Raw genomic sequence first — 24,886 nt, forward strand, 5'->3', positions numbered from 1 at the left:
GTCCGCCGGCTCCGTCGCCCTTTACGGTAAAATTCAAGGTTGGCCCGCAGGGGCGTTTCACCACCGAGGATTTCGCCGATGATCGTCCACCCTACCCTCAACATCGCCATCAAGGCCGCCCGGCGCGCCGCCGCCATCATCAACCGCGCGGCGTTGCAGCTCGAGCGGCTCACCATCGAAGCCAAGGCGTTCAACGACTTCGTCACCGAGGTCGACCGCGCGGCCGAAGAGGCGATCATCGAGACGATCCGCGAAGTGTACCCGGAACACGCCATCCTCGCCGAGGAATCGGGCGCACTGGCCGGGGAAGGGTTCGAGTGGATCATCGATCCGCTCGACGGCACGACGAACTTCATCCACGGCGTGCCGCAATACGCCATCTCCATCGCCGTGCGCAAGGACGGCGTCTTGGAGCACGCGGTGGTCTTCGATCCCCTACGCAACGAACTCTTCACCGCCTCGCGCGGCGGCGGAGCCTATCTCAACGAACGGCGCATCCGGGTGAGCCGCACGGTGAAGCTGCACCAGGCGCTCATCGGCACGGGCTTCCCGTTCCGCGAGTTTCGCCACATCGACACCTATCTAGCGATCTTCCGCGATCTGGCGCAAAAGACCGCCGGCATCCGCCGCCCGGGCGCGGCGGCGCTCGATCTGGCCTACGTGGCGTGCGGCCGCTTCGACGGTTTCTGGGAATTCGGTCTCAAGCCTTGGGACATGGCCGCCGGGGCCTTGCTGATCCTGGAGGCGGGCGGCCTGGTGAGCGACCTCTCCGGCGAGGGCGGCTTTCTCGAGAGCGGCAACGTCGTGGCCGGCACCCCCAAGGTTTTCGTGCCGCTGCTCGGCGTGGTGCGCGAGCATCTGCCGGCGGAGCTTCCCCGCTGAGGGCGGTTTGTGTCATGCCGGCCGTAGCCGATCTCTCCGCCCACACCCCCATGATGCAGCAGTACCTGCGCCTCAAGGCGCAGCATCCGGAGTGCCTGCTGCTCTTTCGCATGGGGGATTTCTACGAGCTCTTCTATGAGGACGCCGAAAAGGCGGCGCGGCTGCTCGATCTCACGCTCACCACCCGCGGCCAGTCGGCCGGAGCTCCTATTCCCATGGCTGGCATTCCGTTCCATGCCCTGGAGACCTACCTGGGGCGGCTGATACGCGCCGGGCTGGCGGTGGCCATCGCCGAGCAGCAGGGTGAGCCGGGCGCGCAAAAGGGACCGATGGAGCGGGTGGTGACCCGCATCGTCACGCCGGGCACGCTCGTCGATGCGGCGCTGCTCGACGAGCGCAGCGATGCGCCGCTTGTCGCCCTTTTTACCCGCAAAGGGAGGACGGGCGTGGCGACACTGACTTTGGCGAGCGGCGACTTTCGCCTGCTGGTGTGCGACACCGCCGAGCTGGAAGCCCAGCTCGAGCGCCTGCGCCCGGCCGAAGTGCTCGTGCCCGAGGAACTGCCCTTGCCGCCGGTGCTGGAGACGGGGCGTGCGCCGCTGCGCCGCCTGCCCGGCTGGCAGTTCGATGCGACGATCGCGCGGCGGCTGCTGACGGCCCATTTCGGAGTGCAGGATCTGGCCGCCTTCGGCGTGGAAGTGGCGCACGAGCCGGCGCTCGCCGCGGCCGCGGCGCTTTTCGAATACGTGCGCCAGACGCAGAAGAGCGAGCTCGCCCACGTGCGCACGCTGCGCCTCGAGCGCGACGACGACTATCTGTGGCTCGACGCCGCCACGCGCCGCAACCTCGAACTCACCGAGACGCTGCGCGGCGAATCCGCCCCTACCCTCTTCTCCACGCTCGATTTCACCCGCACGGCGATGGGCGCGCGCTGGCTGAAGCACGCCCTGCACCATCCGCGGCGCGATCCCGCAGCGGCGCGCGAGCGCCAGGCGGTGATCGGAACCTTGATCGCGCAACCGCGCACCTTCGCCGCGATCCTCGAGCGGCTCGACGGCCTGGGCGATCTGGAGCGGATCGCCGCGCGCATCGCACTCGGTACGGTGCGCCCCAGGGAACTGGCGGCGCTACGCACCTCGCTGCGCCGCCTGCCCGAGCTGCGGGCGCTGCTTGAACCGCACCGCGAGGTGCCGCGCCTCGCCGCGCTGAGCGACGCCCTGGCCGTGCCCCCCGAGGCACTCTCGCTCCTGGAGCGCACGCTCGCGGACGAACCGCCGACGCTGGTGCGCGACGGCGGCGTGATCGCCCCGGGGTTCGACGCCGAGCTCGACGAGCTTCGCGCCCTGCAAAACGACTGCGGCGCCTTCCTGCTCGAACTGGAAGCGCGCGAGCGGGAGCGCACCGGTATCGCGACGCTCAAGGTCGAATACAACAAGGTGCATGGCTTCTACATCGAGGTGAGCAAGGCGCACGCCGACAAGGTGCCGGCCGACTACCGCCGGCGCCAGACGATGAAGAACGCCGAGCGCTTCCTCACGCCCGAGCTCAAGGCCTTCGAAGACCGGGCGCTGTCGGCGGCCGAGCGGGCGCTCGCGCGGGAGCGTTTCCTCTATGAGGACCTGGTACGCCAGCTGCTCGCCTGGGTGCCGGCGCTGCAGCAGGCGGGGCGCGCGGCCGCCGAGCTCGACGGGCTTTCCTCGCTGGCGCAAGCCGCCGAGCGCTACGGTTACGTGGCGCCGGAATTCGCCGAAACGCCGGGGCTCGCGATCGAAGGCGGGCGACACCCCGTGGTGGAGCGCCAGGTGGAGACGTTCGTAGCCAACGACGTACGGCTCGACGGCGAAACGCGGCGGCTCTTGGTGATCACCGGCCCCAACATGGGCGGCAAATCCACCTTCATGCGCCAGACGGCGCTCATCGCCCTGCTCGCCTACGTCGGTGCCTGGGTGCCGGCGCGGCGCGCCGTCGTCGGGCCGCTCGATGCCATCTACACCCGCATCGGCGCAAGCGACGATCTCGCCTCCGGCCGCTCCACCTTCATGGTGGAAATGACGGAGGCGGCCTACATCGTGCACCACGCGAGCGAACGCAGCCTCGTGCTGATGGACGAAATCGGCCGGGGTACCTCGACTTTCGACGGCATGGCGCTCGCATGGGCGATCGCGCGCCAGTTGCATGGCAAGAATCGCGCCCTCACCCTCTTCTCGACGCACTATTTCGAGCTCACGCGCCTGGCCGAAGAGCTGCAAGCCTGCGCCAACGTGCACGTGGAAGCAGTGGAGCACGAGGGGCGGGTGGTCTTTCTCCACTCGGTGCGCGAAGGGCCGGCAAGCCGCAGTTACGGCATCCACGTGGCCGCGCTCGCGGGCATGCCGCGCGCCGTGCTCAGCCAGGCCCGCCGGGAACTGGCGCGACTGGAGGCCCGCGCGATGGAGGAAAGTCGCCAGCCGCAGCTCTTCGCCTGCGAACCGGGCGAGGACTTGCCGCCCGAACCCGAGCCGCAGCGCATCGAAGTGCTGCCGGCCTGGCTCGCGCCGCTCGCCGACGTCGATCCGCGCACCCTCACCCTGGGAGAGGCGATCGAGTGGTTCGAGCGCCTGCGCGCGGCGCTGCGTGCAGCCGAAAACGAAGCGCCCCGCCTTACTCGGTGAGCGTGCGCCACAGCGTTTTGCCGCCGCTCGCTTGGTCGATCTCGGCGAGCACCGCTTCGTGGGCGACGAGTTCTTCCTCGCTCGCCCGCAGCACCCGCAGCGCCGGCCGGGGGGCGCCGTCGCGCCGCGCGCCACCTTGGACCCTCACCGCGGGCGCTGCGTCCAGCATCAGGGTTTCCTGCCCCCGGGTCATCGCCAGATAGACTTCGGCGAGCAGTTCCGCGTCGAGCAGCGCGCCGTGCAGGGTACGGTGGCGGTTGTCGATGCCGTAGCGCTCGCACAGCGCGTCGAGCGAGGCCTTCTTGCCCGGGGCGATCGTCTTGGCGAGCTTGAGGGTGTCGATCACGCCGCTGACCACCGTTTCGATCGGGTCCCGCCCCAGACGGGAGAGTTCGGCGTTGAGGAACCCCAGGTCGAAGGCGGCGTTGTGGATGATGAGTTCGGCCCCGCGCACGTAGTCGAGGAATTCGTCCACGATATCGGCAAAGCGCGGCGCATCGCGCAGCATCTCGTCGGTGATGCCATGCACCTCCACCGCCCCGGCGTCGATCGAACGCTCAGGATTGAGATAGCGGTGGAAGCGGTTATCGGTAAGGCGCCGCGCCAGCAGCTCGACGCAGCCGATCTCGATGATGCGATCCCCGTTCTTCCAATCGAGCCCCGTAGTCTCGGTATCGAGCACGATCTGATGCATGGCTCACTTCTCCTGCGTCTCGGCGGCTCCCCGCCGCACTTCCTCGATGCCGCGGCGCGCGAGCTCGTCGGCCCGCTCGTTGCCCTCGTCCCCGGAATGCCCGCGCACCCAGTGCCATTCGACGGGAAAACGCGCCGCGAGCGCATCGAGCTCCTGCCACAGATCCTGATTGGCCACGGGCTTGCCAGCAGCGGTGCGCCAGCCGCGGCGCTTCCACTGCGGCAGCCACTCGGTGATGCCCTTTTGCACGTACTGGCTGTCGGTGTAGATCGCCACCGGCACGGCCCGGCGCAGCGCGCGCAGCGCCTCGATCACCGCCCGCAGCTCCATGCGGTTGTTGGTGGTGGCGGGTTCGCCGCCCCACAGTTCCTTGCAGTGACCGTTCCAGCGCAGCACCGCCCCCCAGCCGCCGGGGCCGGGATTGCCGGAACAGGCCCCGTCGGTATGGATCTCTACCTTGCGCGTTTCGCTCACGATTCCCTTTTCAGCTTCGTGCACTCGGCGATCGCCGCGAGCCGCTCGGCGCGCTGTTTCTTGCGGTTTTGCCAGTCCGGCTGGATGATCCGCATGCCGGGCACGCGCTTGACCGCGTCGAGCACGTAGACGCCGCCAAAGAGCGGCCACCAGCGGTCCCCCGCCGCCTCGAACGCGCGACGCGCGCGCGGCAGCCGCTCGCCGGGCGGAGCGTACATGCCAAAACGCCCACCGCGCGGCTCGAAGCCGAGCACGAGCAGCCGGTCCTTGAGGCGCGGTACCGTCATGCTGCCCGGCAGTCGCGGCCAGCGTTCGTGCCGTGACAGCAGCCGCCAAGGATACCAAGGGTTGAAGCCGAAGAACAGCGCATGCCCTTCCGGCACCAGCACGCGCTCGAGCTCGCGCAGCAGGGCGTGCGGATCGGCACTGCGATCGAGTGCAAACGGGGCCACCACCAGGTCGAGCGCGTTCGACTCGAACGGCAGCTCGTCCCAGGCGGCGCGTACTTCTCCCCCTTCGGGGTCGCAATGCCAGCGCCAGGGAATACGGCTGGAGGCGAGCAGATCGCGCTGCGGCAGGCCGAGCTGGATGGCGTAGAATCCGAAGACGTCGGCGACGAAACGCCCGACGACCTCCTCGCACCACGCCCAGACCCGCTCGCCGCCTGGAGAATCCAGCCAGGAGGAAAACGCCGATGCTTGCCTCTCAGGAGAAGTCATGACCCAAACGTTCCTCGAACCCATCGCCGCTTTGAGCGATAACTATATCTGGTTGTTGCACGATGGCCGCCACGCCGTGGTGGTCGACCCGGCCGAGGCCGCCCCGGTGCGCGCGGCGCTCGCCGCCCGCGGCCTGAACCTGGCCGCCCTCCTCGTCACGCACCATCACGCCGACCACACCGGCGGCGTGCCGGCCCTGCGCGCCGAATACGAAGTGCCTGCGTATGGGCCCGCCGCCGAGGACATCGCCTGCCTCACCCATCGGCTGCGCGAGGGCGAGGCGGTGGAAATTCCCCAGCTCGGCCTGAAACTCGCCGTGTGGGAAATCCCCGGCCACACCCGCGGGCACCTCGCCTATGTCGGCGCGGACTTCGCTTTTTGCGGCGATACCCTCTTCTCCGCCGGCTGTGGCCGCCTGTTCGAAGGAACACCGGCGCAGATGTACGCTTCGCTGCAGCGCCTCGCCGCGCTTCCCGAGACGACGCGCGTGTGCTGCGCCCACGAATATACCCTTGCCAACCTGCGTTTCGCCGCCGTGGTCGAGCCGGATAACGCCGATCGCATCGCCTACCAGGGCCGCTGCGAAGCAAAACGCGCCGCGGGCGAACCGACGCTGCCGAGCACGATCGGCCTCGAGCGCGCGGTCAACCCTTTTCTCAGGGTGCATACGCCGACGGTGGCTGCGGCGATTGCGCAGCACTACGGATACTGCCCCGCCGATCCGGTCGAGCGCTTCCGTCTGCTGCGTCAATGGAAGGACGGCTTTCGCGGTTGAACCCGGTTCAGGAAGAAGCACAGGGAGGCGCGGGCGAAGCAGGGTTAATGGCATCCGCATCACAGATGACGACCCGATTCCTGCCCGCTTTTTTCGCCTGATAAAGGGCGGCATCGGCAAAGTCGATGAGGCGGTTCGCCGGCATGGCAGGCAATTTTGCCGGATGCGCCACGGCACCGCCCACCGAGATCGTCACATGCTCCGCCGTGCCTTGGGCCGGGTGGGGAATGCGCAGTTTCTCTACGTTCTCGCGGATGCGCTCGGCGATGTGGCGCGCTCCGGCAAGGTCGGTGTTGGGCAGCACCACGGCGAACTCCTCGCCACCATAGCGCGCGGCCATGTCGCCGGGACGCTGCAGGGAGCCGGCGATGGTGGCAGCCACGATCTTCAAGGTGTCGTCGCCGGCCAGATGCCCGAGGCTGTCGTTGAACGCCTTGAAGTGATCCACGTCGATCATCAAGAGGGCAAGCGGCCGCTCCTCGCGGCGGCAGCGGGCCCACTCGCGCGCGAGCTTGTCGTCGAAGCCGCGGCGGTTGGCGATGCCGGTGAGACCGTCGAGATTGGTGAGCCGGCGCAGTTTCTGGTTGGCCTCGTCGAGCCGGCGGGTGAGCAGAAGCAGGTTCTGCTGGGCGTGCGCCAGGCGTAGCATGGCCCGCAGCTTGGCTGCCAGCACCACGAAAGAGACCGGCTTGGCGAGATAGTCGTCGCCGCCCGCCTCGATTCCCGCCTCGATGGCGCGATCGTCGCTGCGGGCGGTGAGAAAGATGATGGGGGTCCACTCGCCCGGGCGCTCGGACTGGCGGATGCGCCGGGCCACCTCGATGCCGTCGATGCCGGGCAAAATCACGTCGAGCAGTACGACATCGGGATTTTCCCGGAAAAAGAGCTCCAACCCTCCCTCGCCGTCGTGCGCGAGCAAGGGGGTGCAGCCCATTTTTTCGAGGTGGCGCGCAAGCACCGCGGCGCTGGTGACCGTATCCTCGATCACCAGCACCTTGGGCTCGCTACCGGGAAGCCTGCCGGTGGACGCCTCAGTGCGCGTGCCCGCCGGCCCCGTGAGGGTGTCCATGGGCGATCTCTTCGGGCGTGGCGGGACGCACATCGGCGACTTCGAGCTCGAACACGAGCGCCATACCCGCGAGCGGGTGGTTGCCGTCGACCACCACCTTGCCTTCAGCGATGTCGGTGATGCGATAGAGGATGTCGTCCTCGCCGTCCTCACCCACGCGCTCGAAGGCCATGCCGACCTCGATGTTCTCGGGAAAGAGGCTGATGTCCTCGATGAAGACGAGCTCTTCGTCGTACTCGCCGAACGCTTCTTCCGGCTGCAGCTTCAGGCGCAGCGTGTCGCCCACGCTCTTGCCCTGCAGCGACTCCTCGATCTTGGGGAAGATCCCGTCGTAGCCGCCGTGCAGATAGACCAGGGGTTCCTTGCCGTCGTCGATCAATTCGCCATCGCTGTCGCGCACCGTGTAGCGCAGCGTGACCACCGTGTTTTTTGCCACTTCCATGGAACGAACTCCGTACAATCAAAGTAAGATGACACCGCCCGAGGACACCCCCGTCCGATGCCGAGCCATTGTAGCAGCATGACCGCCGGCACGGCAGGAGGTTCCTAAAGTTTTTGTCGCGCTCGCCGTAATCTTACGAAATCCATCGAGCAGAGAGTCCGACCATGCGGATCAACCAACCCGTGACGCAGCAAGAATACCCCGTGCGCGACGACGTGGTGATCGTCTCCCACACCGACAAGGAAGGCGTCATAAAATATGTGAATGACGACTTTTGCGAATACGCCGGGATGACGCGCGAGGAGCTCATCGGCCAGCCGCACAACGTCATCCGCCACCCCGACACGCCGCCCGAGGTGTTCCGCGACCTGTGGGAAACCATCCAAAGCGGTCATCCCTGGCAGGGCGTGGTCAAGAATCGGCGCAAAAACGGCGATCACTACTGGGTCAAGGCCACCGTGGCGCCGCTACCCGACGGTTCGGGCTACATGAGCATCCGGCTCAAGGCCTCGCCGGAAGAGATCGCCGCCGCCCAGGCGCTCTACGCCCGCCTGAACGCCGATCCCTCGCTACGGCTCGAGCGCGGACAGCTGCGCCCCCCGGCGCCGGTGCGCCTGCTGCGCCGCATCACCCTCAAGGCCCGCTTCTGGACCACGGTGGTCGTGGCGATGCTGCTCTTCACCGGCATGGGATATACCGCCGTGCAAACCCTGCAAAGCGAGATCGGCACGATGGGATCCATCTACCAGGATCGGGTGCTGCCGCTTGCCGACCTCGCCACGGTGAAGCACCTCATCGAGCGCAAGGGATCGATGCTCTACCGCGCGTTTGGCGAGGCAGCCACCCAGTACGGCAGCGGCGAGTATTACCGCGAAGAGTGGCAGGAGATGGACCGGGCAGCGGCCGAGATCGACCGGCGCATCGCCTCCTACCTCAAAAAAACCGACGATCCGGAAGAACGGGCGCTCTTCGAGAAATTCGAACGAAATCGAAGCGCCTACCATGAACTGCTGATGACGGCGCGCACCGCCCTGGAGCAGGCGCCCGATCGCGACACCGCTCTGGCAATCGCCGGAGGATTCCTGACCGCGATGGAAGATCGCGGCCGGGTGGTCCATGCCACACTCGACGAGCTCATCGCCTTCCAGCGCGCCCGTACCGATGCCGGCCTGCAGCGTGCCGCCAGCGAGGCCCGCGGTACCGAATACGCCCTGCTGGGGCTGGGCGTGGCCGGTTTCGTGCTGCTCGCCGTGCTGGCCGCCTGGGCAGGGCGGCGCATCGAGCGCGGCATGGCCAACATGCTCTCCATGGCGCGCTCCATCGCCCGGCTCGACCTGCGCACCGACGTGGACGACCCGCAGCGCGACGAGATCGGAGATCTGCTCGACGCGCTCAAGATCATGCGGGCGCGGTTCTACGAAGTGGTGATCACCCTGAGCCAGGTCGGACACAAGCTCAAGGACGCAGTGCAAGACGAGACCCAGCGTGCGCTGCAGACCTCCGATGCGGCGAGCAAGCAGGCCGAGGCGGCGCAGCGCATGGCGAGCAGCATCGAGGAGCTTTCCGCCACCATGGACGAAGTCGCCGCCAGCTCCGAACGCTCGGCGCAGCAGGTGGCCGAGGGCGTCGAGCGCAATCGCGCCGCCGCCGCCCGGGTGCGCGCGAGCGCCGAGAAGACCGAGCGGCTCGCCGACGAACTGAGCGCCTTCGCCGGCGAGGTACAGTCGCTCACCGAAGCGATGCAGTCGGTACGCTCGGTGGTCGAAGTCATCCGCGACATCGCCGAGCAGACGAACCTGCTGGCGCTCAACGCCGCGATCGAGGCGGCGCGCGCCGGCGAACAGGGACGCGGCTTCGCCGTGGTGGCCGACGAGATACGGAAACTGGCCGAACGCACGGCAAAATCCACGGTCGAGATCGGCGAGATGATCGGCCAGGTCGAACAAAAAGTGGAAGCGACGGTGACCCACATGGCCGAGGGCCAGCGCACCGTGGGCGAGACGGTGGAATCGGCCCGCGAAGCCGCGCAGGAAATCGCCCTCGTCGAACAGAGCATGGATCAGATCGGAACACAGGCGCTCGCGATCCGCGACAGCGTCCAGGAGCAGGCCGCCGTGACGCGGCACGAAGCCGAGGAAGTGGGCCGCATCGCCGAGATGGCGGAATCCCTCGCGCGCCTGGCGCAGCAAGGGCGAGAACTCGCGCGAGAGCTCGATGCGATGACCCAGGCGATGGCCCAGATGCTGCGCCAGTTCCGCACCTGAGGTCAGTGCGAACGAGCGACTACGGCGCGGCGAGGCGCAGCCAGGAGTTCAAGCGCTTCCGCTGCTGCGCCGTGGGGCGCGGCGCAAGGGCGAGCTCCACCCGCTCCAGCGCGGGGGGCGCGAGTTCGAGCACCGCCTCATAGAGCCGCCCCTCGCGAAAAGCGTGCACCGGCACCCGCGCCCCCGCGCCGCGGCGACGCAAGACACTCTCCCACTGGGCCGGCGTGGCCTTGAGCCTGTCGATCGCCACGAGCTCGTCGCGCGGCGCGATGCCGGCACCCTCGGCCGGGCTCGCGCGGCGCACCGCTGCCACCCGCATCGAATCGCGCTCGAAGCGCAATCCCGTATCGGGCAAGGCGGCCGCGATCTCGCGCCACTGCACGCCGAAGCGGCGCAGCAACGCCACCAGGGGCGGATCCTCGGTGCCCTGAACCATTCTTTCCAGCCAACGCGCGAGCCGCGATCCGGCCATTTCGTGGAGCACGGCAAACGGCGCCTCTTCCCCCATGCCCTCCCCGCTGCGGCCGTAGCGTTCCCATAGCGCGCGCAGCAGCGCATCGAGCGAAGCGCCGCGTTCGCGCAGCTGCAGATCGAGCGCCAAGGCGAGCAACGCCCCTTTGGCGTAGTAGCTCACGGTGGCGTTGGCGCTGTTCTCGTCCGGGCGGTAGAACTTGATCCAGGCATCGAACGAGGCTTCCGCCAGGCTCTGGCGCAGCCTCCCCGGAGTCGTCAGCACCTGGGTAGCCGTCTTTGCCAGCAGACCCAGGTAACGGTCCGCATCGATCACCCCGGCGCGCACCAGCAGTAGATCGTCGTAGTACGACGTCCAGCCCTCGAAGAGCCACAGCAGGCGCGTGTAGTTTTCGGCGAAGAGATCGTAGGGGGTAAAGGCAGCGGGCTTCAAGCGCTTCACCACCCAGGCGTGGAAATACTCATGGCTGAAGAGCCCCAGCAAGCGCACGTACTCGTCCGAGGGTGCGCCCATGCCCGGCCAGGGCAGATCGCGCCGCGCCGCAAGAAGCGCCGTGCTCTCACCGTGCTCCAGGCCCCCATAGCCCTCGTCGGTGAGCGTCAACAGGAAGAGATAGCGCGCGAAGGGGACTTCGCCGAAGAGTTCCTGGGCCGAGGTGCAGATCGCCGTCAGGTCGGCCGCCAGGCGCACCCGATCGAAAGGCTCGGCGTGCCCGGTGAGCGCCACCGTGTGCGGCACGCCCCCGGCGCGGAATTCGACGAATTCGAGCGGCCCCATCAAGACGGGAGCATCGATGAGCGCATCGTAGTCGGGCGCACGATAATCCCCGAAGCTCCAGAGGGCCGTTCCCTCGGCGGGCTCGAGCGCGGTGGCCACTTTCCATCCGGCACAGCGGGGATCGGACGGCGGAAGGAGTCGAACCCGATGTTCCTCGCCGCTTCGCCCCTCGAGGCGCAGAAAGAGGCTCGTGCCGTTGAAAAACCCCCTGCCCGTGTCGAGCCAGGCTTCGCGCACCGACGCGTCGAAGGCCCACACGCGGTAGCGGCAGCGCAGCGCGCAAGCCCCGCGCGGCGGTACGATCCTCCACGAGCACTTGTCGATTTTGGTCGCGGCGAGGGGCCGCCGCGACCCATCGGCCAGCACCGCCTCGGCCTCGAACTCGAGCAGGTGACGGGCAAACTCGCGGATCAGATAGGAACCGGGGATCCAGGTTGGCAGACGCAGCACAAGCGCCTCCTCTCCGGCCAAAGAGGCTTCCATCTCGACCAGGAATTCGTGGGCCGCGGGATCGTCGCAGCGGACGGTGTATTCTATCGACATTGAACTTCTCCTCGTTCCGGCAGCGAAGGCTCGGCGATGAGCCTATAATGCCTCAAAATCCCCCGTGCGCCCCCATGACCGAATCCCTCGCCCTCGTCCTGTGCCCTTCACCGACCGAACGGGCCACGTTGCTCGCCGTGCTCGCATCCTTGGGCTACGAAACGCAGACGGCGGAGACGCCCGAAGGAGCCATCGCCCTCTTCGAACGGCGCCATCCGGACCTCGTGGCGATCGCCGACGGCGAGGAACTGCCCCGTCTCCTGGAGGAACTGCGGCGCCGGCGCCGCCACGAGGTCGAATTCTTCGTGATGACGCATGCGGAAGAAGACGCCCTCCGCGCCCTGGAGGCGGGTGCGAGCGAGGTCACGACCGGCCCGCTGCACCCGGCCTTGCTGCGCCACCGGCTGCAGCGTCTGCACGCCGAACGCCTGCTGCAGCGCCATTTCCACGGCCTGCGGCAACTGTGCGCCACCGCTTCGCGCATCGCCGGCATCCTCGGCTGGGGCTGGCGGCCCGACGAGGATCGGTTCCAATGGCCGGACGGCGCCGAGACATGGTGGCACGGCGCAGCGCCGCAGCGACAGGGGGAGCTGCTGGCGCGAGTACACGACGAAGACCGCTTCCGCGTCGAAACGGTTTTCGAACATCTCCGGCTGATTCGCCGCCAGACCGAAGTCGAATTCCGCCTCAAGGAAGAGGCGGTGCGTTTCGTGCGGCTGGTGGCCGAGCCCTGCGCCGAAGACGAAGATCTGATCCTGGGCGTACTCGTGGATGTAACCCAGGCAAGGCGTTTCGAGGCCGCTCTGGCGCATCTATCGCATTACGACGAACTCACCGGCATTCCCAACCGCAAGCATTTCCTGCGCGCGGCGCGCGAAATACTGCCCCATGCAACCCTCGATCGGCCCCAGCTCCTCCTCTACCTCGACGTCGCAGGACTGGCGGGCATCAACGACGCCTACGGCGACCGGGCCGGGGACACCGTGCTGCGCACCCTCGCCCAGCGTCTCGCCCACTGGAGCACACGCTACGGCGGCATCGCCTGCCGCGTGGGAGGGGACGAGTTCGCCGCCCTCATCATCCCGGGCTCCGAGAGCCATGAGACGGAAGCGCTGGAGGAACTCCTGGAAACGCTCGAGCAGCCATTGCCCCTCCTGGGCCGAGATGATCGAAGCGAGGAACTACGGCCCCGCGTGACGATCGGCGGCGTCTGGATTCCGGCCGCCGGCAACGAGCTTGAAGCGCTCATCCGGCTTGCCCAGCGACAGCAACGCCACGCCCTCGCCTCAGGGCGCCGTTTCTCCCTCACGGCGGAGCCTTCAGCGGACGATGCGCCGACGGTGCAGCTCGAAGCGGCGTTGCATCAAGCGTTGGCGCGGCAGGAATTCTTCCTCCTCTACCAGCCCCAACTCGAGCTCGAGACGCGCCGGATCGTCGGCGCCGAAGCCCTGCTGCGCTGGCGCCATCCCCAGCGCGGCGTGCTGCCCCCCATCCAGTTCATCCCGCTGCTGGAAGAAACAGGGCTGATCCTGGAAGCAGGCCGCTGGATCATCGAGGAAGCGGCAACCCAGCTCGGCGCCTGGAACGACGCGGGGATTCCCCTTCGCCTCGCGGTCAATCTCTCTGCGCGCCAGATTCTGGACGACGGGCTGGTCGATCACATCGCGGAATGCCTGCGCCGCCACCGCTTGCCCCCGCCGCAGCTCGAATTCGAGATCACCGAAACGCTCGCCATCCGCGACCCCGAACGGGCCCGCGCCATGATCGCTGCCATCCGCTCGCTGGGCTGCCCCGTGGCGCTCGACGACTTCGGCGTAGGCTACGCCTCGCTCGAATACCTGCTGCAGTTTCCCTTCGACGCGATCAAGCTCGACATGTCCTTCGTCCATCGCCTGGTAGAGACGCCGGTCGATCGCGCCATCGTGCGCGGCGTCGTCACCATGGCCGACGCCTTGGGAAAGCGCGTCATCGCCGAAGGCGTGGAGACGGCGCGGCAGGCCGATTACCTGCACGCGATGGGCGTCGACGAGATCCAGGGCTGGCACGTGGGCAAGCCAATGCCGGCGGCCGCGCTCGCCGAGCGGCTGCGCGAAGACGGCCACGGCCCTCAGTGACGCAGGCGCTCGAGCGCTGCCTCGACGCGATCGACCCCGATCACCTCCAGCCCCGGAATGGGCTGCCTGGGGACGTTGGCGCGCGGCACGATCGCCTGGGTGAAGCCGAGCTTGGCCGCCTCGCGCAAGCGCTCCTGCCCGCGCGGGGCCGGCCGGATCTCGCCGGCAAGCCCCACTTCCCCGAAAACCGCCAGACGCAGCGGCAGCGCCCGGTTCTTGAGCGAAGAGACGATGGCCAGCGCCATCGCCAGATCGGAAGCCGGCTCGGTGATGCGCACCCCGCCCACCGCATTGACGAACACGTCCTGGTCGAAACACGACACCCCGGCGTGGCGGTGCAGCACGGCGAGCAGCATCGCCAGGCGGTTGGGCTCGAGCCCCACCGTCAGGCGCCGCGGCGTGGGGCTTGCCGAACCGTCGACGAGCGCCTGAATCTCCACGAGCAGCGGCCTCGTGCCTTCGAGGGTGACGAGGATGGCGCTGCCGGGCACGTCGGCGCGGTGCTCGGAGAGAAAGATCGCCGACGGGTTGCTCACCGCCTTGAGCCCCCGGTCGGTCATGGCGAACACGCCCAGTTCGTTGGCCGCGCCGAAGCGGTTCTTCACCGCCCGCACCAGACGAAAGCTCGAATGCGCGTCCCCCTCGAAATAGAGCACGGTATCGACGATGTGTTCGAGCACGCGCGGCCCGGCCAGGCTCCCTTCCTTGGTCACGTGCCCCACGAGCAGCACCGCCGTGCCGCTTCCCTTGGCGTAGCGCGTGAGCTGGGCCGCGCATTCGCGCACCTGCGCCACCGACCCCGGCGCGGAGGTGAGCGCCTCGGTGTACATCGTCTGGATGGAGTCGATCACCATCACGCGCGGCGCGAGCCCCTGCGCCGCGGCGAGCACCCGCTCGAGCTGGATCTCGGGCAGCAGCGGCAGGGGCAAGCCCGCCAGTCCCAGGCGCTCGGCGCGCAGCGCCACCTGCTCGGCCGACTCCTCCCCCGTGACGTAGAGCACGGGACCGGCCCCGGCGGATTCCAGCCGAGCGAGCGCCTGCAGCAGCAAGGTGGATTTGCCGATGCCCGGATCCCCGCCCAGCAGCACCACGGCGCCGGGGACGATGCCTCCGCCCAGCACCCGGTCGAACTCCTCGATGCCCGTGGCCTGACGCTGGAGGGGGCGGCGCTCGATGCGATCGAGCGTGACCAGGCCCGAGCCCGCGTCGACCGCGAGCGCCGCAGGACGTTGGATGGCCCGATGCAAGGTTGGCCCCGAGTCATCCGCCTCGCGCGTTTCCTCCAGTGTGTTCCACTCCTGGCACTGGCTGCACCGTCCCTGCCAGCGTGGGAAACGCGCGCCGCACTCGCGGCAGACGAAGACGGTGCGTGCCTTGGCCATCAGCGCCCGAAGAAGAATTCAGCCGAAGGCAGCTGCTGTTCCATGGCCCGGATGCGCTCCTGCAAAAAATCGACGAACGTCATGATCAGCCGTGAACGGAAACGATCCTTGGGCGCGATGAGCTCGAAAGGCGTATATTGCGGCGGATCGAGCGGCGCAGCCGCCAGCTGCCCCGTGCGCAACTCTTCGAGCAGCGCCGCGCGCGACGCGATGGCCACGCCGATGCCGGCCGCGGCGAGGTGTTTCACCCCCTGCAAAGTTCCCATCTCGGCGGCGATGGTCAGCGATTCGGGCGCGATTCCGGCCGCCTCGAAGAAGGCTTCGGTGATCTCGCGGATGCCGTTTCCCGGATCGCGCTGGATGAAAGGATAGGCCGCGAGCTCCTTGGCGCGCACGGGCTTGCCCTTGCGTTGCGCCAAGGGATGGCCGGGCGCAAAGATCGCCCACAGCTCGTCCCGGCCGATCTGCTTCTGGTCGAGTCCCGGCTCGTCGGGCGCGATCTCGATGATGCCCAGGTCGAGCTCGCGCTCAAGCACCCGCTGCTGGGTGAGCTGCGAAGTCCCCACCACCAGCCGCGGGATCACCCGCGGATGGGCCCGCTTGAACTCCTCGATCACGCGCGGCATCCAGTACGTTGCCAGCGTGGTCGAAGCCCCGATGGAGAGCAGCCCCGCGAGCTCGCTGGTGAGCTCGGCCACCCGCGTCTCGAGTTCCTCGTCGAGCGAGAGCATCTTTTCCGCGTAGGCGAAGACGATCTCTCCGGCCGGGGTGAGTTTGAGCTTGCCGTGGCCGCGCTCGAGCAGCCGCGTGTTGAAGTGCTCCTCCAGCTGCTTGATCTGGAAGGTGACGGCGGGTTGCGTCATGAAGAGCCGCTCCGCCGCCTTGGTGAAGGATCCCGCCTTGACGACGGTGTAGAAGACCTGTAGCCGACGATCAGCCATCGAAAATCACCTCTTCGGACGATGAGTGGGGGAAGGGCGCGGCGTGGCGCGCGGACGCGGGGCTTTGCCGTTTGCGGCAGGAACGCTTGCCTTCGCCGGCGGCGTCAGCCCGAAAGTCTGCACCACCGTCTCCGGCGGCAGCTCCATCCACATGCCGCGCCGGAGCCGCGGCGGCAGCGCCACGGGACCGTAACGCACGCGGATGAGCCGGCTCACGGTGAGCCCCAGCGCCTCGAACATGCGCCGCACCTCGCGGTTGCGCCCCTCCTTGATCGTGACGCGATACCAGTGATTCGCCCCTTCGCCTCCCGCATCGACGAGGGACTCGAAACGCGCCGGGCCGTCTTCCAGGGTGATGCCACCGGTGAGTTCCTCGATCTGCTGCGGCGTGAGCTCGCCGATGAGGCGCACGGCGTATTCCCGCTCCAGCTCGTAGCGCGGGTGCATCAAGCGGTTGGCAAGCTCCCCGTCGTCGGTGAAAATCAGCAGCCCCGAGGTGTTGAAGTCGAGCCGTCCCACCGCGATCCAGCGCCCTTTGCGCAGTGCCGGCAAGCGATCGAACACCGAGGGGCGTCCTTGCGGGTCTTCGCGCGAGACGATTTCCCCTTCGGGCTTGTGATAGAGCAGCACGCGCGGCACGCCGTGCCCCGGCCGCCAGGCGAGGAGCTTACCGTCGACCTTGATCCGGTCCCCCGGCCCTACCCGGTCGCCGAGCTGCGCTGGCCGATCGTTGATCGCCACCCGCCCCTGCACGATCCACTCCTCGATGGTGCGGCGCGAGGCAAGTCCCATGCGCGCGAGTACCTTCTGCACCCGCTCGCGCGGCGCCTCGGTAGAGGCGGCCGGCGCCGGAGCGTCCTTGCGCGCACGGGTGCGCCGCGGCGCAGCGCGGGGCGTTTCAACTTCCTTGGTTTTCATCTTCATCCTTGTCGTGCGCTTCCTGCAGGGGTTCGAGCATCGCTTCGAGCTCGGCGAGCGGAGGCAGTTCCCTGACGTGGCGTAAGCCCAAATCGTCGAGAAAGCGTTGCGTGGTGGCATAGAGCGCGGGGCGTCCGGGGCCGTCGCGATGCCCCACGATTTCGATCCAGCCCCGTCCCTCCAGTGTGCGCAGCACCTGCGTCGAGACCGTCACGCCGCGGATCGCTTCGATGTCGCCGCGCGTGACCGGCTGACGGTAGGCGATGACGGCCAGCGTCTCCCACACCGCCCGGCTGTAGGCGGGCGCGCGTTGGGTCCGCAGCCGGTCGAGCCAGGGCTGGATCTCGGCCCGCGTGCGAAAACGCCAGCCTCCCGCCGTGCACACCAGCTCCACCGCTTTCCCGCTCCACTCCTGCTGCAATTCGGCGAGCACGGAGGCGAGGATGTCCGCCCCCGGATCGGGCTCGAAGAGCCGGCGCAGCGCGTCCAGCGTCAGGGGCTCGTCGCTTGCCAGCAGCGCCGCCTCCACGATGCGCTTGGTCGAAAATTGCCCGCTCGTCATGACCCGGCCGCCAAAGGTTCGGTGTGCGGCTCGGCTTCGACCGGACGCACCCACAGCGTGCCGAACGGCTCGCGCTGCTCCAGGTGCAAGGCGCTTTCCTTGCACAGTTCCAGCACGGCCACGAAGGTGACGGCCACGCCCAATCGCCCCTGCTCCGGTTCGATCAGGGTGGCGAAGGCGAGCGCCCCGGCGGCGTGGCGCAGCCGGCGCAGCACCCGGCTCATGGCTTCGCGCACCGAAACGGCCTCGGCGGCGACTTCATGCCGGCGCTCGAGCCGCAGGCGCTGCAGGATGCCCGTCCACGCCTCGAGGAGCCGATCCAGGCTCGCCTCCGGCTGGGGCCGCTGCGGCGTGTGACCCCACTCGATCGGCCCGGCCCAGAGAAAATCCCGTCCCGCCCGCGGATGCTCGCCCAAGACGCGCGCCGCGCGTTTGATGCGCTCGTATTCCAGCAGGCGGCGCATGAGCTCGGCCCGCGGATCGCTTTCCCCGTCTTCCGGCAGCACCGAAGGGGCGCGCGGCAGCAGCGAGCGCGATTTGATCTCCAGCAGCATGGCCGCCATCAGCAGATAGTCCGCCGCCAGATCGAGGTCGAATCGGCGCATCGCCTCCACGTAGGCGAGATACTGCTCGGTGAGCCGCGCCACCGGGATGTCGCGCACGTCGAGCCGGTTCTTCTGGATGAGATACCACAAGAGGTCGAACGGCCCCTCGAAGGTCTCGAGGAAGACGCGCAGCGCCTCCGGCGGAATGAAGAGATCCTCCGGCACGGCGGTGAGCGGCTCGCCATAGACGCGCGCGATCGGCGCCTCAGTGGCCAGCATTCCATCTCCGCTCACGTGTACTCCAGGCCCATCGCTTCGCGCACGTCGCGCATGGTCGCCTGGGCGAGCTTGCGCGCCTGCTCGCAACCGTCGGCGACCACGTTGCGCACGAGACTGGGGTTCTCCACGTAGGGCTGCGCCCGCTCGCGCATCGCCTCCTGTTCCTTGAGGATGGCTTCGAGCACGGGCTGCTTGCATTCCAGGCAACCGATCTTGGCGCTGCGGCAGCCCTCCTGCACCCACTGGTGGACCTCTGCATCGGTGTAGATCTTGTGGAACTGCCATACTGGGCAGCGTTCCGGATCGCCGGGGTCGGTGCGGCGTACCCGGGCCGGATCGGTCTGCATGGTGCGCACCTTGCGCGTGATCGATTCGGGGTCTTCGCGCAGGTAGATGGTGTTGCCGTAGCTCTTCGACATCTTCTGACCGTCGAGACCGGGCATGCGGGAGGCCTCGGTGAGCAGCACCTGGGGCTCCACCAGAATGTGCTTGCTATAGCCCTCGAGATAGCCGTAGAGCCGCTCCCGGTCGCCCAGCGACAGGCTCTGGGCTTCGTCGATGAGGGCGCGGGCCTGCGCCAGCGCCTCGTCGTCGCCCTCCTGCTGGAAACGGGTGCGCAATTCGAGGTAGAGCCGGGCGCGCTTGCTGCCGAGCTTCTTCACCGCCTCTTTGGCGTTTTCCTCGAAATTGGGCTCGCGGCCGTAGAAATGGTTGAAGCGGCGCGCCACCTCGCGCGTGAATTCCACGTGCGGGATCTGGTCCTCGCCCACCGGCACGAGGTTGGCGCGGTAGATGAGGATGTCGGCCGCCTGCAGCAGCGGGTAGCCGAGAAAGCCGTAGGTGGTGAGGTCCTTGTGCGAAAGTTTTTCGAGCTGGTCCTTGTAGGTCGGCACCCGTTCGAGCCACCCCAGCGGCGTGATCATGGACAGCAGCAGATGCAGCTCGGCGTGCTCGAGCACCCGCGACTGGATGAAGAGCGTGGCCTGGTTCGGGTCGATGCCCGCCGCCAGCCAGTCGATGAGCATCTCCCAGGTGGCCTGCGAGATCACCTCGGGCTTGTCGTAGGTGGTGGTGAGCGCGTGCCAGTCGGCCACGAAGAAGAGGCAGGGATATTCGTATTGCAGACGGGCCCAGTTCTTCAGCACGCCGTGGTAATGCCCCAGATGCAGGCGCCCGGTGGGACGCATTCCCGAAAGTACCCTTTCAGCATACATGGTTCTTCGCCTTTTCCGGTTCGAGGAGCTAAAAGCCGATCGTCGCGAGGATGGTGCTGCGCACCGCGACGAACATCGGCCACAGGATCGAGGAAGCCGCGCCGCTCAGCATGGCCACGAGCAAGATGGCGATGCCGTAGGGTTCCACCTGCGACAGGGCCCAGGCCGGACGCGGCGGCAGCAGGCTCACCAGCATGCGGCCGCCGTCGAGCGGCGGCAGCGGCAGCAGGTTCAGCACCATGAGCGCGACGTTGACCGAAATGCCGGCGTCGGCCATGCGCGCGAGCGGCACCGCCCAGAAAGGCGGCAGAAAAGTGAGCGCGAGCTTGAACAAGAGCGCCCAGCCGAGCGCCATCGCCAGGTTGATGCCTGGCCCGGCGCCTGCCACCCAGAACATGTCGCGCTTGGGATGGCGCAGGCGCGAGGGGTCGATCGGCACCGGCTTCGCCCAGCCGAAGAGCAGCGCCCCGGCGCCGGTGAGTAGCGACAGCAGGAGGATGCCGGCCGGCACGAGGAGGGTACCCACGGGGTCGACATGGCGCAGGGGGTTGAGCGAGATGCGCCCGGCACGCTCGGCGGTGGGATCGCCGAAGGCGCGCGCGACGTAGCCGTGCGCCGCCTCGTGCAAGGTGATGGCCAGCAGTGCCGGCAGGGCCCACACGGCGAGATCGGCAAGGAAGGCGTTCATTCGACGAGAAACGGCGTGGGGTCGCCCGCCCCGACACGCACGATGCGCGGCGTCTCGCCCGTGAGATCGACCACGGTGGTGAGCTCGCGGCAGGTCTCGCCGGTGTCGACGATCACGTCGATGAGCTTGCCGATACGCTCGGACACGGTCTCGGCATCGGGCAGGGGTTCTTCCTCGCCCGGCAGGATGAGGCTCGTGCTCAGCAGCGGTTCGCCCAGCGCTTCCAGAATCGCCTGCACCACGCGGTGCTGCGGCACGCGAAGCCCAATGGTGCGCCGCTTGGGATGCAGGATGCGTCGGGGCAGATCGTGCGTGCCTTCGAGGATGAAGACGTAGGGGCCGGGGGTGTTGGCCTTCAGCAGGCGAAAGACGCGGTTATCCACGCGGGCGTAGTTGCCCAACTCGGAGAGGTCGCGGCACAGCAGCGTGAAAGGCTGTGACTCGTCCATGTCGCGGATGCGGCGGATGCGGCGGATCGCCTCGACGTCACCGAGATGGCAGGTGAGGGCGTAGCTCGAATCGGTGGGCATGGCCACGACCGCGCCTTCCCGCAATTGGCGGGCGACGAGGTCGACGAGACGTTTTTGCGGATCGACCGGATGAATGGAGAGGATTTGCGCCATAATCAAACATTATAGCGCGCATTCGAGCAGCTGCCACACCGGCGTGAGGTCGGGCGGCAAGGGATGCGCTGCCCCCAGGTCGACCGGCGATTCGGCCGGGGCATGGAAGTCGGAGCCTATCGAGGCGGCAAAGCCCCAGTGACGCGCAACGTGCGCCCAGCGGCGCATGTCGTCGGGCCCGTGGGAACCAGAGCTCACTTCGACGGCCGCGCCCCCCGCCTCATCGAAGCGCCGCAGCAGCTCTTCGAACTGCGCCGCCGAGAGACGATAGCGCGCCGGATGCGCCAGCACCGCCACGCCGCCTGCGCCGCGAATCCAGGAAATCGCCTCTTCGAGCACGGCCCACTCGTGCGCGACGTAGCCGGGTTTGCCCTTGGCGAGATAGTATTGGAACACCTCCGAGACCGAGCGCATCAAGCCGAGCGAGACGATATGGCGGGCGAAATGCGCGCGGCTCACCAGGGCTGGATTCTTCGCCAAGCGCATGGCGCCTTCCCAGGCCCCGTGGATGCCGTGGCGCTCGAGCTCCTCGGCGATACGCCGGGCCCGCGCGTCGCGCCCCGAGCGCACCCGCTGCAAGCCTTCGCTCAGGGCGGCATCATCGGGGTCGACGCCCAGGCCGACCACATGGATCGTCTCGTCGGCGAACGACACCGAGATCTCCACCCCCGGCACGAACGAGATCCCCCACGCGCGCGCCTCTGCCTCGGCCGCAGCGCAGCCGGCGGTCTCGTCGTGATCGGTGAGGGAAAGCAGCGCCACGCCGTTCGCGGCAGCGCGACGCACCACCTCGGCCGGGTCGAGCACCCCGTCCGAGACGAGCGAATGGCAATGCAGATCGACTTTCATCACGCCCTGCCCTTCGCCCGGAGCCTTTCGTTCAGTGAACGGAAACGAGCTCGATCTCGAAAGTGAGGTCGCGCCCGGCAAGTGGATGGTTCGCGTCGATGGTGATCGAATCCTCGGTCACCTCCACGACGACGATGGGGATCTGCCGACCGTCGCGCGACTGCATCACCAGCTGCTGCCCCACTTCCGGTTCGAGATCCGGCGGCAGCTGCTCGCGCGGCACCTGCAGCACCGCCTCGGCCACGCGCTCGCCGTAGGCCTCGGCCGAGGGAATGGTAACGGTCTTCGTCTGCCCCACGGCCATGCCTTCCACGGCCTGTTCGAAGCCGGGAATCACCTGCCCTGCGCCGACGGTGAATTCGAGCGGGTCGCGCCCGGCGGAGCTGTCGAACACCGAGCCGTCGTCGAGCTTGCCGGTGTAATGGACCTGGACGGTATCGCCCGCTTTTGCTGCCTGATTCATGATCTTTCCTTTCCGCTGTCGAAATGGTACACGTCGGCACAGACCGGCGCGCCCGTCACCTTACTCGGTTTCTCCCGCTTTGGCTAGACGTCCACGGAAAAATTCCCTTGCCCGTTTCGGCGCTTGATGCTAATTTGGCGCCCCTGCCGTCTGCCACGGAGCCTGCGATGAATCCCACGCCCCACGACCGATTCTACCTGCCCACGCACCAATGGCTGCGCCGCGAAGACGGCGGCGCTTTCACGCTGGGCATCACCGATCACGCCCAGCGCGAGCTCGGCGACATCGTCTACGTACAACTGCCCGAGCCCGGTCAGCACCTGGAAGCCGGCGACGTGCTCGCGGTGGTCGAATCGGTCAAGGTCGCCTCCGAGATCCTCTGCCCCTTTCCCGCCACCGTGGTCGCGGTGAATGAAGAAGCCCGCGAGCGGCCCGAGCGGCTCAACGAAGCCCCCTACGAAGTCTGGCTCGTGCAACTGCTGCCCGACGACGGCGCCTCCATGCCGGCGCTGCTGGATGCGCGCTCCTACGACGAACTCCTCTGCGCCTGAAGCATGCCTGCCCCTTCCTCTGCCCCCTCGAGGCTGCTCTTCGTTCTGACGGCGCTCGTGCTCCTGGCGATGCTCGGCTGGTACTGGCGCGAGAGCCGTCCCGTGGAACTTCCCTCCTCGCCGCTCGCCGACCCGCGCATGCAGTGCGTCTCCTACGCCCCTTACTACCGCGACGGCTACACCCCGTTCAAGGAAGACCTGCGTCTCACCCGGGAAGAGATCGCCACCGATCTGCGCGCCCTCGCCGCCGTGACGCGCTGCGTGCGCACCTACTCGGTCGACCAGGGGCTGGATCAGGTTCCCGAAGTGGCGCGCGAACTCGGGCTCACCGTGCTCCTCGGGGCCTGGATCGGGCGCGACGACGAGAAGAACCGCCGCGAGCTCGAGCGCGCACTGGACGTAGCCAACGCCAACACCGACGTCGTCACGATGCTCATCGTCGGCAACGAGGTGCTGCTGCGCCGCGAGCAAAGCCCGGAGGCGATGGGGCGATGGCTGGAAGAAGCCCATGCGCGCAGCCGCGTACCGGTGACCTACGCCGACGTCTGGGAATTCTGGTTGCGTCATCGCGCTGCGCTCGAACCGCACGTCGACCGCGCCACCATCCACATCCTTCCTTACTGGGAAGACCGGCCGCAGCCGATCGAAGCGGCGATCGATCATCTCGTGCGCATCAGGATGCTCGCCCGCACCCTGCTCACCAAGCCGGTGGTGATCGGCGAGACCGGCTGGCCCAGCGCCGGGCGCCAGCGCGAAGGGGCGATTCCTTCGCGCGTCAACCAGGCGCGCTACGTGCGCGAGTTCCTGGCACTGGCGGAGCGCCGCGGCTGGCAGTACAACTTCATCGAAGCGGTCGACCAGCCCTGGAAGCGCTGGCTCGAAGGCACCGTGGGCGGTCACTGGGGCATGCTCGACACGTCGCTCGCGCCCAAATTCCCCCTCACCGGGCCGATCGCCGAGCGTGAATCCTTCTGGCCGGTGCTCGCCTGGGCGGGCATGGGTGCCGCGCTGCTGCTCCTCCTGGCCGCGCCAAGGGCTGTGAGCGGACGCGAGCACGCATGGCATGCGCTCGCGGGCGCCGTGCTGGGGCTCATCGCGATGTGGCAGTGGGAACACGCCCTGCTCGCCTACCGCGACGCCGTGGAATGGGCGGTACTGGGGGCGATCGGGATCGCCTCGATCCTCGTCGCCGCGCGGCTTGCCGTGGCGCCGCGTCTTCCCTCCAAAACCACCGCGTCCAAGTCCGTCGCGCTCGCGCTGCGGCTCGTGCTTTTTGGCGCCGCCGTGGCCTCGGTCTGGCTCGTGGTCGACGGCCGCTACCGCGACTTCCCCACCGCGCTCTACCTGCCGCTCGCGCTCTTTGCCTGGCGCCGCGCCTGGCCCGTCTCCGCCGAAGAGCGCCTCTGGGCCTGGATCCTCTTCGCCTTCGGCCTCTACCGCTGGCTGGAAGAACCGGGCAACGGCCAGGCGCTGCTGTGGGGCCTCACAGCGATGACGTTTGCGCGCGCCATCCACGCGGCGCATCGAACCACAGCCGCGGCAAGACCCATAGCGCCGCGATGACCCCCGGCGTGGCGGCATAGAAGACCGTGGCCGCCACGCCGAGCCACAGCGCCGCCACCGCCCAGCGCCGCGACCCATAGACCTGGGCGAGCGCCGCGCACAGCACCGCCACCCAGCCGATGCGCTCCTCGAGAAAAGCCTGAACCAGCAGGAACTTGGCCGCGCAGGCAAAGCCCCCGCCGGGCACCCACGTCCCGCCGCAGGCCGCCGGTGCGAGCTGCGCCTCGAGCCAGCCGAAGCGCACCCACAGGCAGGCGAGTCCCAGCAGGATCGCCCCCACGAACCAGCCGCGCGCCAGCGCACGCCATCTGCTCTTCTTCGTCATCCCGTTCGTCTTTCGCATTCGCCAGGAAACAAACATTTTCTCATCGTCTCGGCCAATTCCGCACGGGAAGCCGTAAAATTCGCCGTTATCCTCCCGTACGACGGACC

24 protein-coding genes are annotated in these 24,886 nt (G+C 68.0%); 7 read left to right on the forward strand and 17 right to left on the reverse strand.

What is annotated here, in order from left to right; translation table 11 throughout:
- Positions 1-78 precede the first annotated feature (78 nt).
- On the forward strand, positions 79-882 hold the full coding sequence (locus tag ASC37_RS01900; protein ID WP_055422761.1) for an inositol monophosphatase family protein: 804 nt from the start codon (positions 79-81) through the stop codon (positions 880-882).
- 14 nt (positions 883-896) lie between these two features.
- Positions 897-3,533 carry a DNA mismatch repair protein MutS gene (mutS, locus tag ASC37_RS01905; protein ID WP_055422762.1) on the forward strand — a complete coding sequence of 879 codons (2,637 nt, stop codon included), beginning with the start codon at positions 897-899 and terminating at the stop codon, positions 3,531-3,533.
- Here the strand turns inward: mutS and dnaQ are convergent.
- Genes dnaQ through ASC37_RS01920 form a run of 3 tightly spaced genes read right to left on the reverse strand, consistent with a single transcriptional unit; the run spans position 3,523 to position 5,420 of the window.
- Positions 3,523-4,227, reverse strand: coding sequence for a DNA polymerase III subunit epsilon (dnaQ, locus tag ASC37_RS01910; protein ID WP_055422763.1), 705 nt, complete (start codon positions 4,225-4,227; stop codon positions 3,523-3,525). The genes mutS and dnaQ overlap by 11 nt on opposite strands.
- A 3-nt stretch (positions 4,228-4,230) precedes the next feature.
- Complete coding sequence (gene rnhA, locus ASC37_RS01915; RefSeq protein WP_055422764.1) at positions 4,231-4,701, reverse strand: ribonuclease HI; 471 nt, start codon at positions 4,699-4,701, stop codon at positions 4,231-4,233.
- The gene (locus ASC37_RS01920) at positions 4,698-5,420 is read right to left on the reverse strand and encodes a class I SAM-dependent methyltransferase (protein ID WP_055422765.1); all 723 of its coding nucleotides are present in this window, start codon (positions 5,418-5,420) and stop codon (positions 4,698-4,700) included. Before ASC37_RS01920 ends, rnhA begins: the two co-directional genes overlap by 4 nt.
- On the opposite strand from ASC37_RS01920, the gene gloB reads away from it, so the two are divergent.
- A complete protein-coding gene (gene gloB, locus ASC37_RS01925; RefSeq protein ID WP_055422766.1) occupies positions 5,419-6,195 on the forward strand; it encodes a hydroxyacylglutathione hydrolase in 777 nt (258 codons plus the stop codon). The genes ASC37_RS01920 and gloB overlap by 2 nt on opposite strands.
- Positions 6,196-6,202: 7 nt before the next feature.
- On the opposite strand, the gene ASC37_RS01930 is transcribed toward gloB, so the two are convergent.
- Positions 6,203-7,264: a GGDEF domain-containing response regulator gene (locus ASC37_RS01930; protein WP_082438336.1), complete on the reverse strand. Its 1,062-nt coding sequence runs from the start codon at positions 7,262-7,264 to the stop codon at positions 6,203-6,205.
- Positions 7,227-7,706 carry an FKBP-type peptidyl-prolyl cis-trans isomerase gene (locus tag ASC37_RS01935; RefSeq protein ID WP_055422767.1) on the reverse strand — a complete coding sequence of 160 codons (480 nt, stop codon included), beginning with the start codon at positions 7,704-7,706 and terminating at the stop codon, positions 7,227-7,229. Before ASC37_RS01935 ends, ASC37_RS01930 begins: the two co-directional genes overlap by 38 nt.
- A gap of 164 nt (positions 7,707-7,870) precedes the next feature.
- Between ASC37_RS01935 and ASC37_RS01940 the strand changes: the two genes are divergently transcribed.
- The gene (locus tag ASC37_RS01940; RefSeq protein WP_055422768.1) at positions 7,871-9,970 is read left to right on the forward strand and encodes a methyl-accepting chemotaxis protein; all 2,100 of its coding nucleotides are present in this window, start codon (positions 7,871-7,873) and stop codon (positions 9,968-9,970) included.
- 19 nt (positions 9,971-9,989) lie between these two features.
- Here ASC37_RS01940 and ASC37_RS01945 read toward each other — a convergent pair whose 3' ends face one another.
- Entirely contained in the window at positions 9,990-11,762 is a 1,773-nt protein-coding gene (locus ASC37_RS01945) for a M61 family metallopeptidase (RefSeq protein ID WP_055422769.1), read from the reverse strand.
- Between the two features lie 74 nt (positions 11,763-11,836).
- Here ASC37_RS01945 and ASC37_RS01950 point away from each other — a divergent pair, with 74 nt between their 5' ends.
- Positions 11,837-13,876, forward strand: a complete 2,040-nt coding sequence (locus tag ASC37_RS01950; RefSeq protein ID WP_055422770.1) for a putative bifunctional diguanylate cyclase/phosphodiesterase — start codon at positions 11,837-11,839, stop codon at positions 13,874-13,876.
- Here ASC37_RS01950 and radA read toward each other — a convergent pair.
- From radA to ASC37_RS02000, 10 genes are read right to left on the reverse strand one after another with little or no spacing between them, the layout of a single operon-like run.
- Positions 13,870-15,258, reverse strand: a complete 1,389-nt coding sequence (gene radA / locus ASC37_RS01955) for a DNA repair protein RadA (protein ID WP_055422771.1) — start codon at positions 15,256-15,258, stop codon at positions 13,870-13,872. The genes ASC37_RS01950 and radA overlap by 7 nt on opposite strands.
- Positions 15,258-16,199, reverse strand: a complete 942-nt coding sequence (locus ASC37_RS01960; protein ID WP_072247888.1) for a LysR family transcriptional regulator — start codon at positions 16,197-16,199, stop codon at positions 15,258-15,260. The genes radA and ASC37_RS01960 overlap by 1 nt, the downstream gene beginning before the upstream one ends.
- Positions 16,200-16,205: 6 nt before the next feature.
- Positions 16,206-17,123, reverse strand: a complete 918-nt coding sequence (gene rluB, locus ASC37_RS01965) for a 23S rRNA pseudouridine(2605) synthase RluB (RefSeq protein ID WP_408646099.1) — start codon at positions 17,121-17,123, stop codon at positions 16,206-16,208.
- Positions 17,098-17,679, reverse strand: coding sequence for an SMC-Scp complex subunit ScpB (scpB, locus tag ASC37_RS01970; protein ID WP_055422772.1), 582 nt, complete (start codon positions 17,677-17,679; stop codon positions 17,098-17,100). Before scpB ends, rluB begins: the two co-directional genes overlap by 26 nt.
- Positions 17,676-18,503, reverse strand: coding sequence for a segregation and condensation protein A (locus ASC37_RS01975; protein WP_055422773.1), 828 nt, complete (start codon positions 18,501-18,503; stop codon positions 17,676-17,678). Before ASC37_RS01975 ends, scpB begins: the two co-directional genes overlap by 4 nt.
- 11 nt (positions 18,504-18,514) lie before the next feature.
- A complete protein-coding gene (locus tag ASC37_RS01980) occupies positions 18,515-19,717 on the reverse strand; it encodes a tryptophan--tRNA ligase (protein ID WP_055422774.1) in 1,203 nt (400 codons plus the stop codon).
- Between the two features lie 28 nt (positions 19,718-19,745).
- A complete protein-coding gene (locus tag ASC37_RS01985; RefSeq protein ID WP_055422775.1) occupies positions 19,746-20,405 on the reverse strand; it encodes a site-2 protease family protein in 660 nt (219 codons plus the stop codon).
- Positions 20,402-21,028 (reverse strand): L-threonylcarbamoyladenylate synthase, encoded by a 627-nt coding sequence (locus ASC37_RS01990; RefSeq protein ID WP_055422776.1) that lies wholly within the window; start codon positions 21,026-21,028, stop codon positions 20,402-20,404. The genes ASC37_RS01985 and ASC37_RS01990 overlap by 4 nt, the downstream gene beginning before the upstream one ends.
- A gap of 9 nt (positions 21,029-21,037) precedes the next feature.
- Positions 21,038-21,877 (reverse strand): 3',5'-nucleoside bisphosphate phosphatase, encoded by an 840-nt coding sequence (locus tag ASC37_RS01995; RefSeq protein WP_055422777.1) that lies wholly within the window; start codon positions 21,875-21,877, stop codon positions 21,038-21,040.
- Positions 21,878-21,908: 31 nt separating this feature from the next.
- Positions 21,909-22,340 carry an FKBP-type peptidyl-prolyl cis-trans isomerase gene (locus ASC37_RS02000; protein ID WP_055422778.1) on the reverse strand — a complete coding sequence of 144 codons (432 nt, stop codon included), beginning with the start codon at positions 22,338-22,340 and terminating at the stop codon, positions 21,909-21,911.
- A gap of 167 nt (positions 22,341-22,507) precedes the next feature.
- On the opposite strand from ASC37_RS02000, the gene ASC37_RS02005 reads away from it, so the two are divergent.
- Both ASC37_RS02005 and ASC37_RS02010 read left to right on the forward strand, forming a co-directional pair.
- Positions 22,508-22,891, forward strand: coding sequence for a glycine cleavage system protein H (locus ASC37_RS02005; RefSeq protein ID WP_055422779.1), 384 nt, complete (start codon positions 22,508-22,510; stop codon positions 22,889-22,891).
- A 3-nt stretch (positions 22,892-22,894) separates the two neighbouring features.
- Positions 22,895-24,454, forward strand: coding sequence for a glycoside hydrolase family 17 protein (locus ASC37_RS02010; RefSeq protein ID WP_072247889.1), 1,560 nt, complete (start codon positions 22,895-22,897; stop codon positions 24,452-24,454).
- Here ASC37_RS02010 and ASC37_RS02015 read toward each other — a convergent pair.
- Positions 24,375-24,779 (reverse strand): hypothetical protein, encoded by a 405-nt coding sequence (locus ASC37_RS02015; protein WP_055422780.1) that lies wholly within the window; start codon positions 24,777-24,779, stop codon positions 24,375-24,377. The two genes, ASC37_RS02010 and ASC37_RS02015, sit on opposite strands and share 80 nt — an antisense overlap.
- Positions 24,780-24,886: the final 107 nt, after the last annotated feature.

Source organism: Tepidiphilus thermophilus, assembly GCF_001418245.1.
GTDB lineage: Bacteria > Pseudomonadota > Gammaproteobacteria > Burkholderiales > Rhodocyclaceae > Tepidiphilus > Tepidiphilus succinatimandens.

What these genes read in the sequence shown, in the direction of transcription:
- ASC37_RS01900 (WP_055422761.1), top strand. Translation starts at nt 79, where the DNA reads ATGATCGTCCACCCTACCCTCAACATCGCCATCAAGGCCGCCCGGCGC.
- mutS (WP_055422762.1), top strand. Translation starts at nt 897, where the DNA reads ATGCCGGCCGTAGCCGATCTCTCCGCCCACACCCCCATGATGCAGCAG.
- dnaQ (WP_055422763.1), bottom strand. Translation starts at nt 4,227, where the DNA reads ATGCATCAGATCGTGCTCGATACCGAGACTACGGGGCTCGATTGGAAG.
- gloB (WP_055422766.1), top strand. Translation starts at nt 5,419, where the DNA reads ATGACCCAAACGTTCCTCGAACCCATCGCCGCTTTGAGCGATAACTAT.
- ASC37_RS01920 (WP_055422765.1), bottom strand. Translation starts at nt 5,420, where the DNA reads ATGACTTCTCCTGAGAGGCAAGCATCGGCGTTTTCCTCCTGGCTGGAT.
- ASC37_RS01930 (WP_082438336.1), bottom strand. Translation starts at nt 7,264, where the DNA reads ATGGACACCCTCACGGGGCCGGCGGGCACGCGCACTGAGGCGTCCACC.
- ASC37_RS01935 (WP_055422767.1), bottom strand. Translation starts at nt 7,706, where the DNA reads ATGGAAGTGGCAAAAAACACGGTGGTCACGCTGCGCTACACGGTGCGC.
- ASC37_RS01940 (WP_055422768.1), top strand. Translation starts at nt 7,871, where the DNA reads ATGCGGATCAACCAACCCGTGACGCAGCAAGAATACCCCGTGCGCGAC.
- ASC37_RS01945 (WP_055422769.1), bottom strand. Translation starts at nt 11,762, where the DNA reads ATGTCGATAGAATACACCGTCCGCTGCGACGATCCCGCGGCCCACGAA.
- ASC37_RS01950 (WP_055422770.1), top strand. Translation starts at nt 11,837, where the DNA reads ATGACCGAATCCCTCGCCCTCGTCCTGTGCCCTTCACCGACCGAACGG.
- radA (WP_055422771.1), bottom strand. Translation starts at nt 15,258, where the DNA reads ATGGCCAAGGCACGCACCGTCTTCGTCTGCCGCGAGTGCGGCGCGCGT.
- ASC37_RS01960 (WP_072247888.1), bottom strand. Translation starts at nt 16,199, where the DNA reads ATGGCTGATCGTCGGCTACAGGTCTTCTACACCGTCGTCAAGGCGGGA.
- rluB (WP_408646099.1), bottom strand. Translation starts at nt 17,123, where the DNA reads ATGAAGATGAAAACCAAGGAAGTTGAAACGCCCCGCGCTGCGCCGCGG.
- scpB (WP_055422772.1), bottom strand. Translation starts at nt 17,679, where the DNA reads ATGACGAGCGGGCAATTTTCGACCAAGCGCATCGTGGAGGCGGCGCTG.
- ASC37_RS01975 (WP_055422773.1), bottom strand. Translation starts at nt 18,503, where the DNA reads ATGCTGGCCACTGAGGCGCCGATCGCGCGCGTCTATGGCGAGCCGCTC.
- ASC37_RS01980 (WP_055422774.1), bottom strand. Translation starts at nt 19,717, where the DNA reads ATGTATGCTGAAAGGGTACTTTCGGGAATGCGTCCCACCGGGCGCCTG.
- ASC37_RS01985 (WP_055422775.1), bottom strand. Translation starts at nt 20,405, where the DNA reads ATGAACGCCTTCCTTGCCGATCTCGCCGTGTGGGCCCTGCCGGCACTG.
- ASC37_RS01990 (WP_055422776.1), bottom strand. Translation starts at nt 21,028, where the DNA reads ATGGCGCAAATCCTCTCCATTCATCCGGTCGATCCGCAAAAACGTCTC.
- ASC37_RS01995 (WP_055422777.1), bottom strand. Translation starts at nt 21,877, where the DNA reads ATGAAAGTCGATCTGCATTGCCATTCGCTCGTCTCGGACGGGGTGCTC.
- ASC37_RS02000 (WP_055422778.1), bottom strand. Translation starts at nt 22,340, where the DNA reads ATGAATCAGGCAGCAAAAGCGGGCGATACCGTCCAGGTCCATTACACC.
- ASC37_RS02005 (WP_055422779.1), top strand. Translation starts at nt 22,508, where the DNA reads ATGAATCCCACGCCCCACGACCGATTCTACCTGCCCACGCACCAATGG.
- ASC37_RS02010 (WP_072247889.1), top strand. Translation starts at nt 22,895, where the DNA reads ATGCCTGCCCCTTCCTCTGCCCCCTCGAGGCTGCTCTTCGTTCTGACG.
- ASC37_RS02015 (WP_055422780.1), bottom strand. Translation starts at nt 24,779, where the DNA reads ATGACGAAGAAGAGCAGATGGCGTGCGCTGGCGCGCGGCTGGTTCGTG.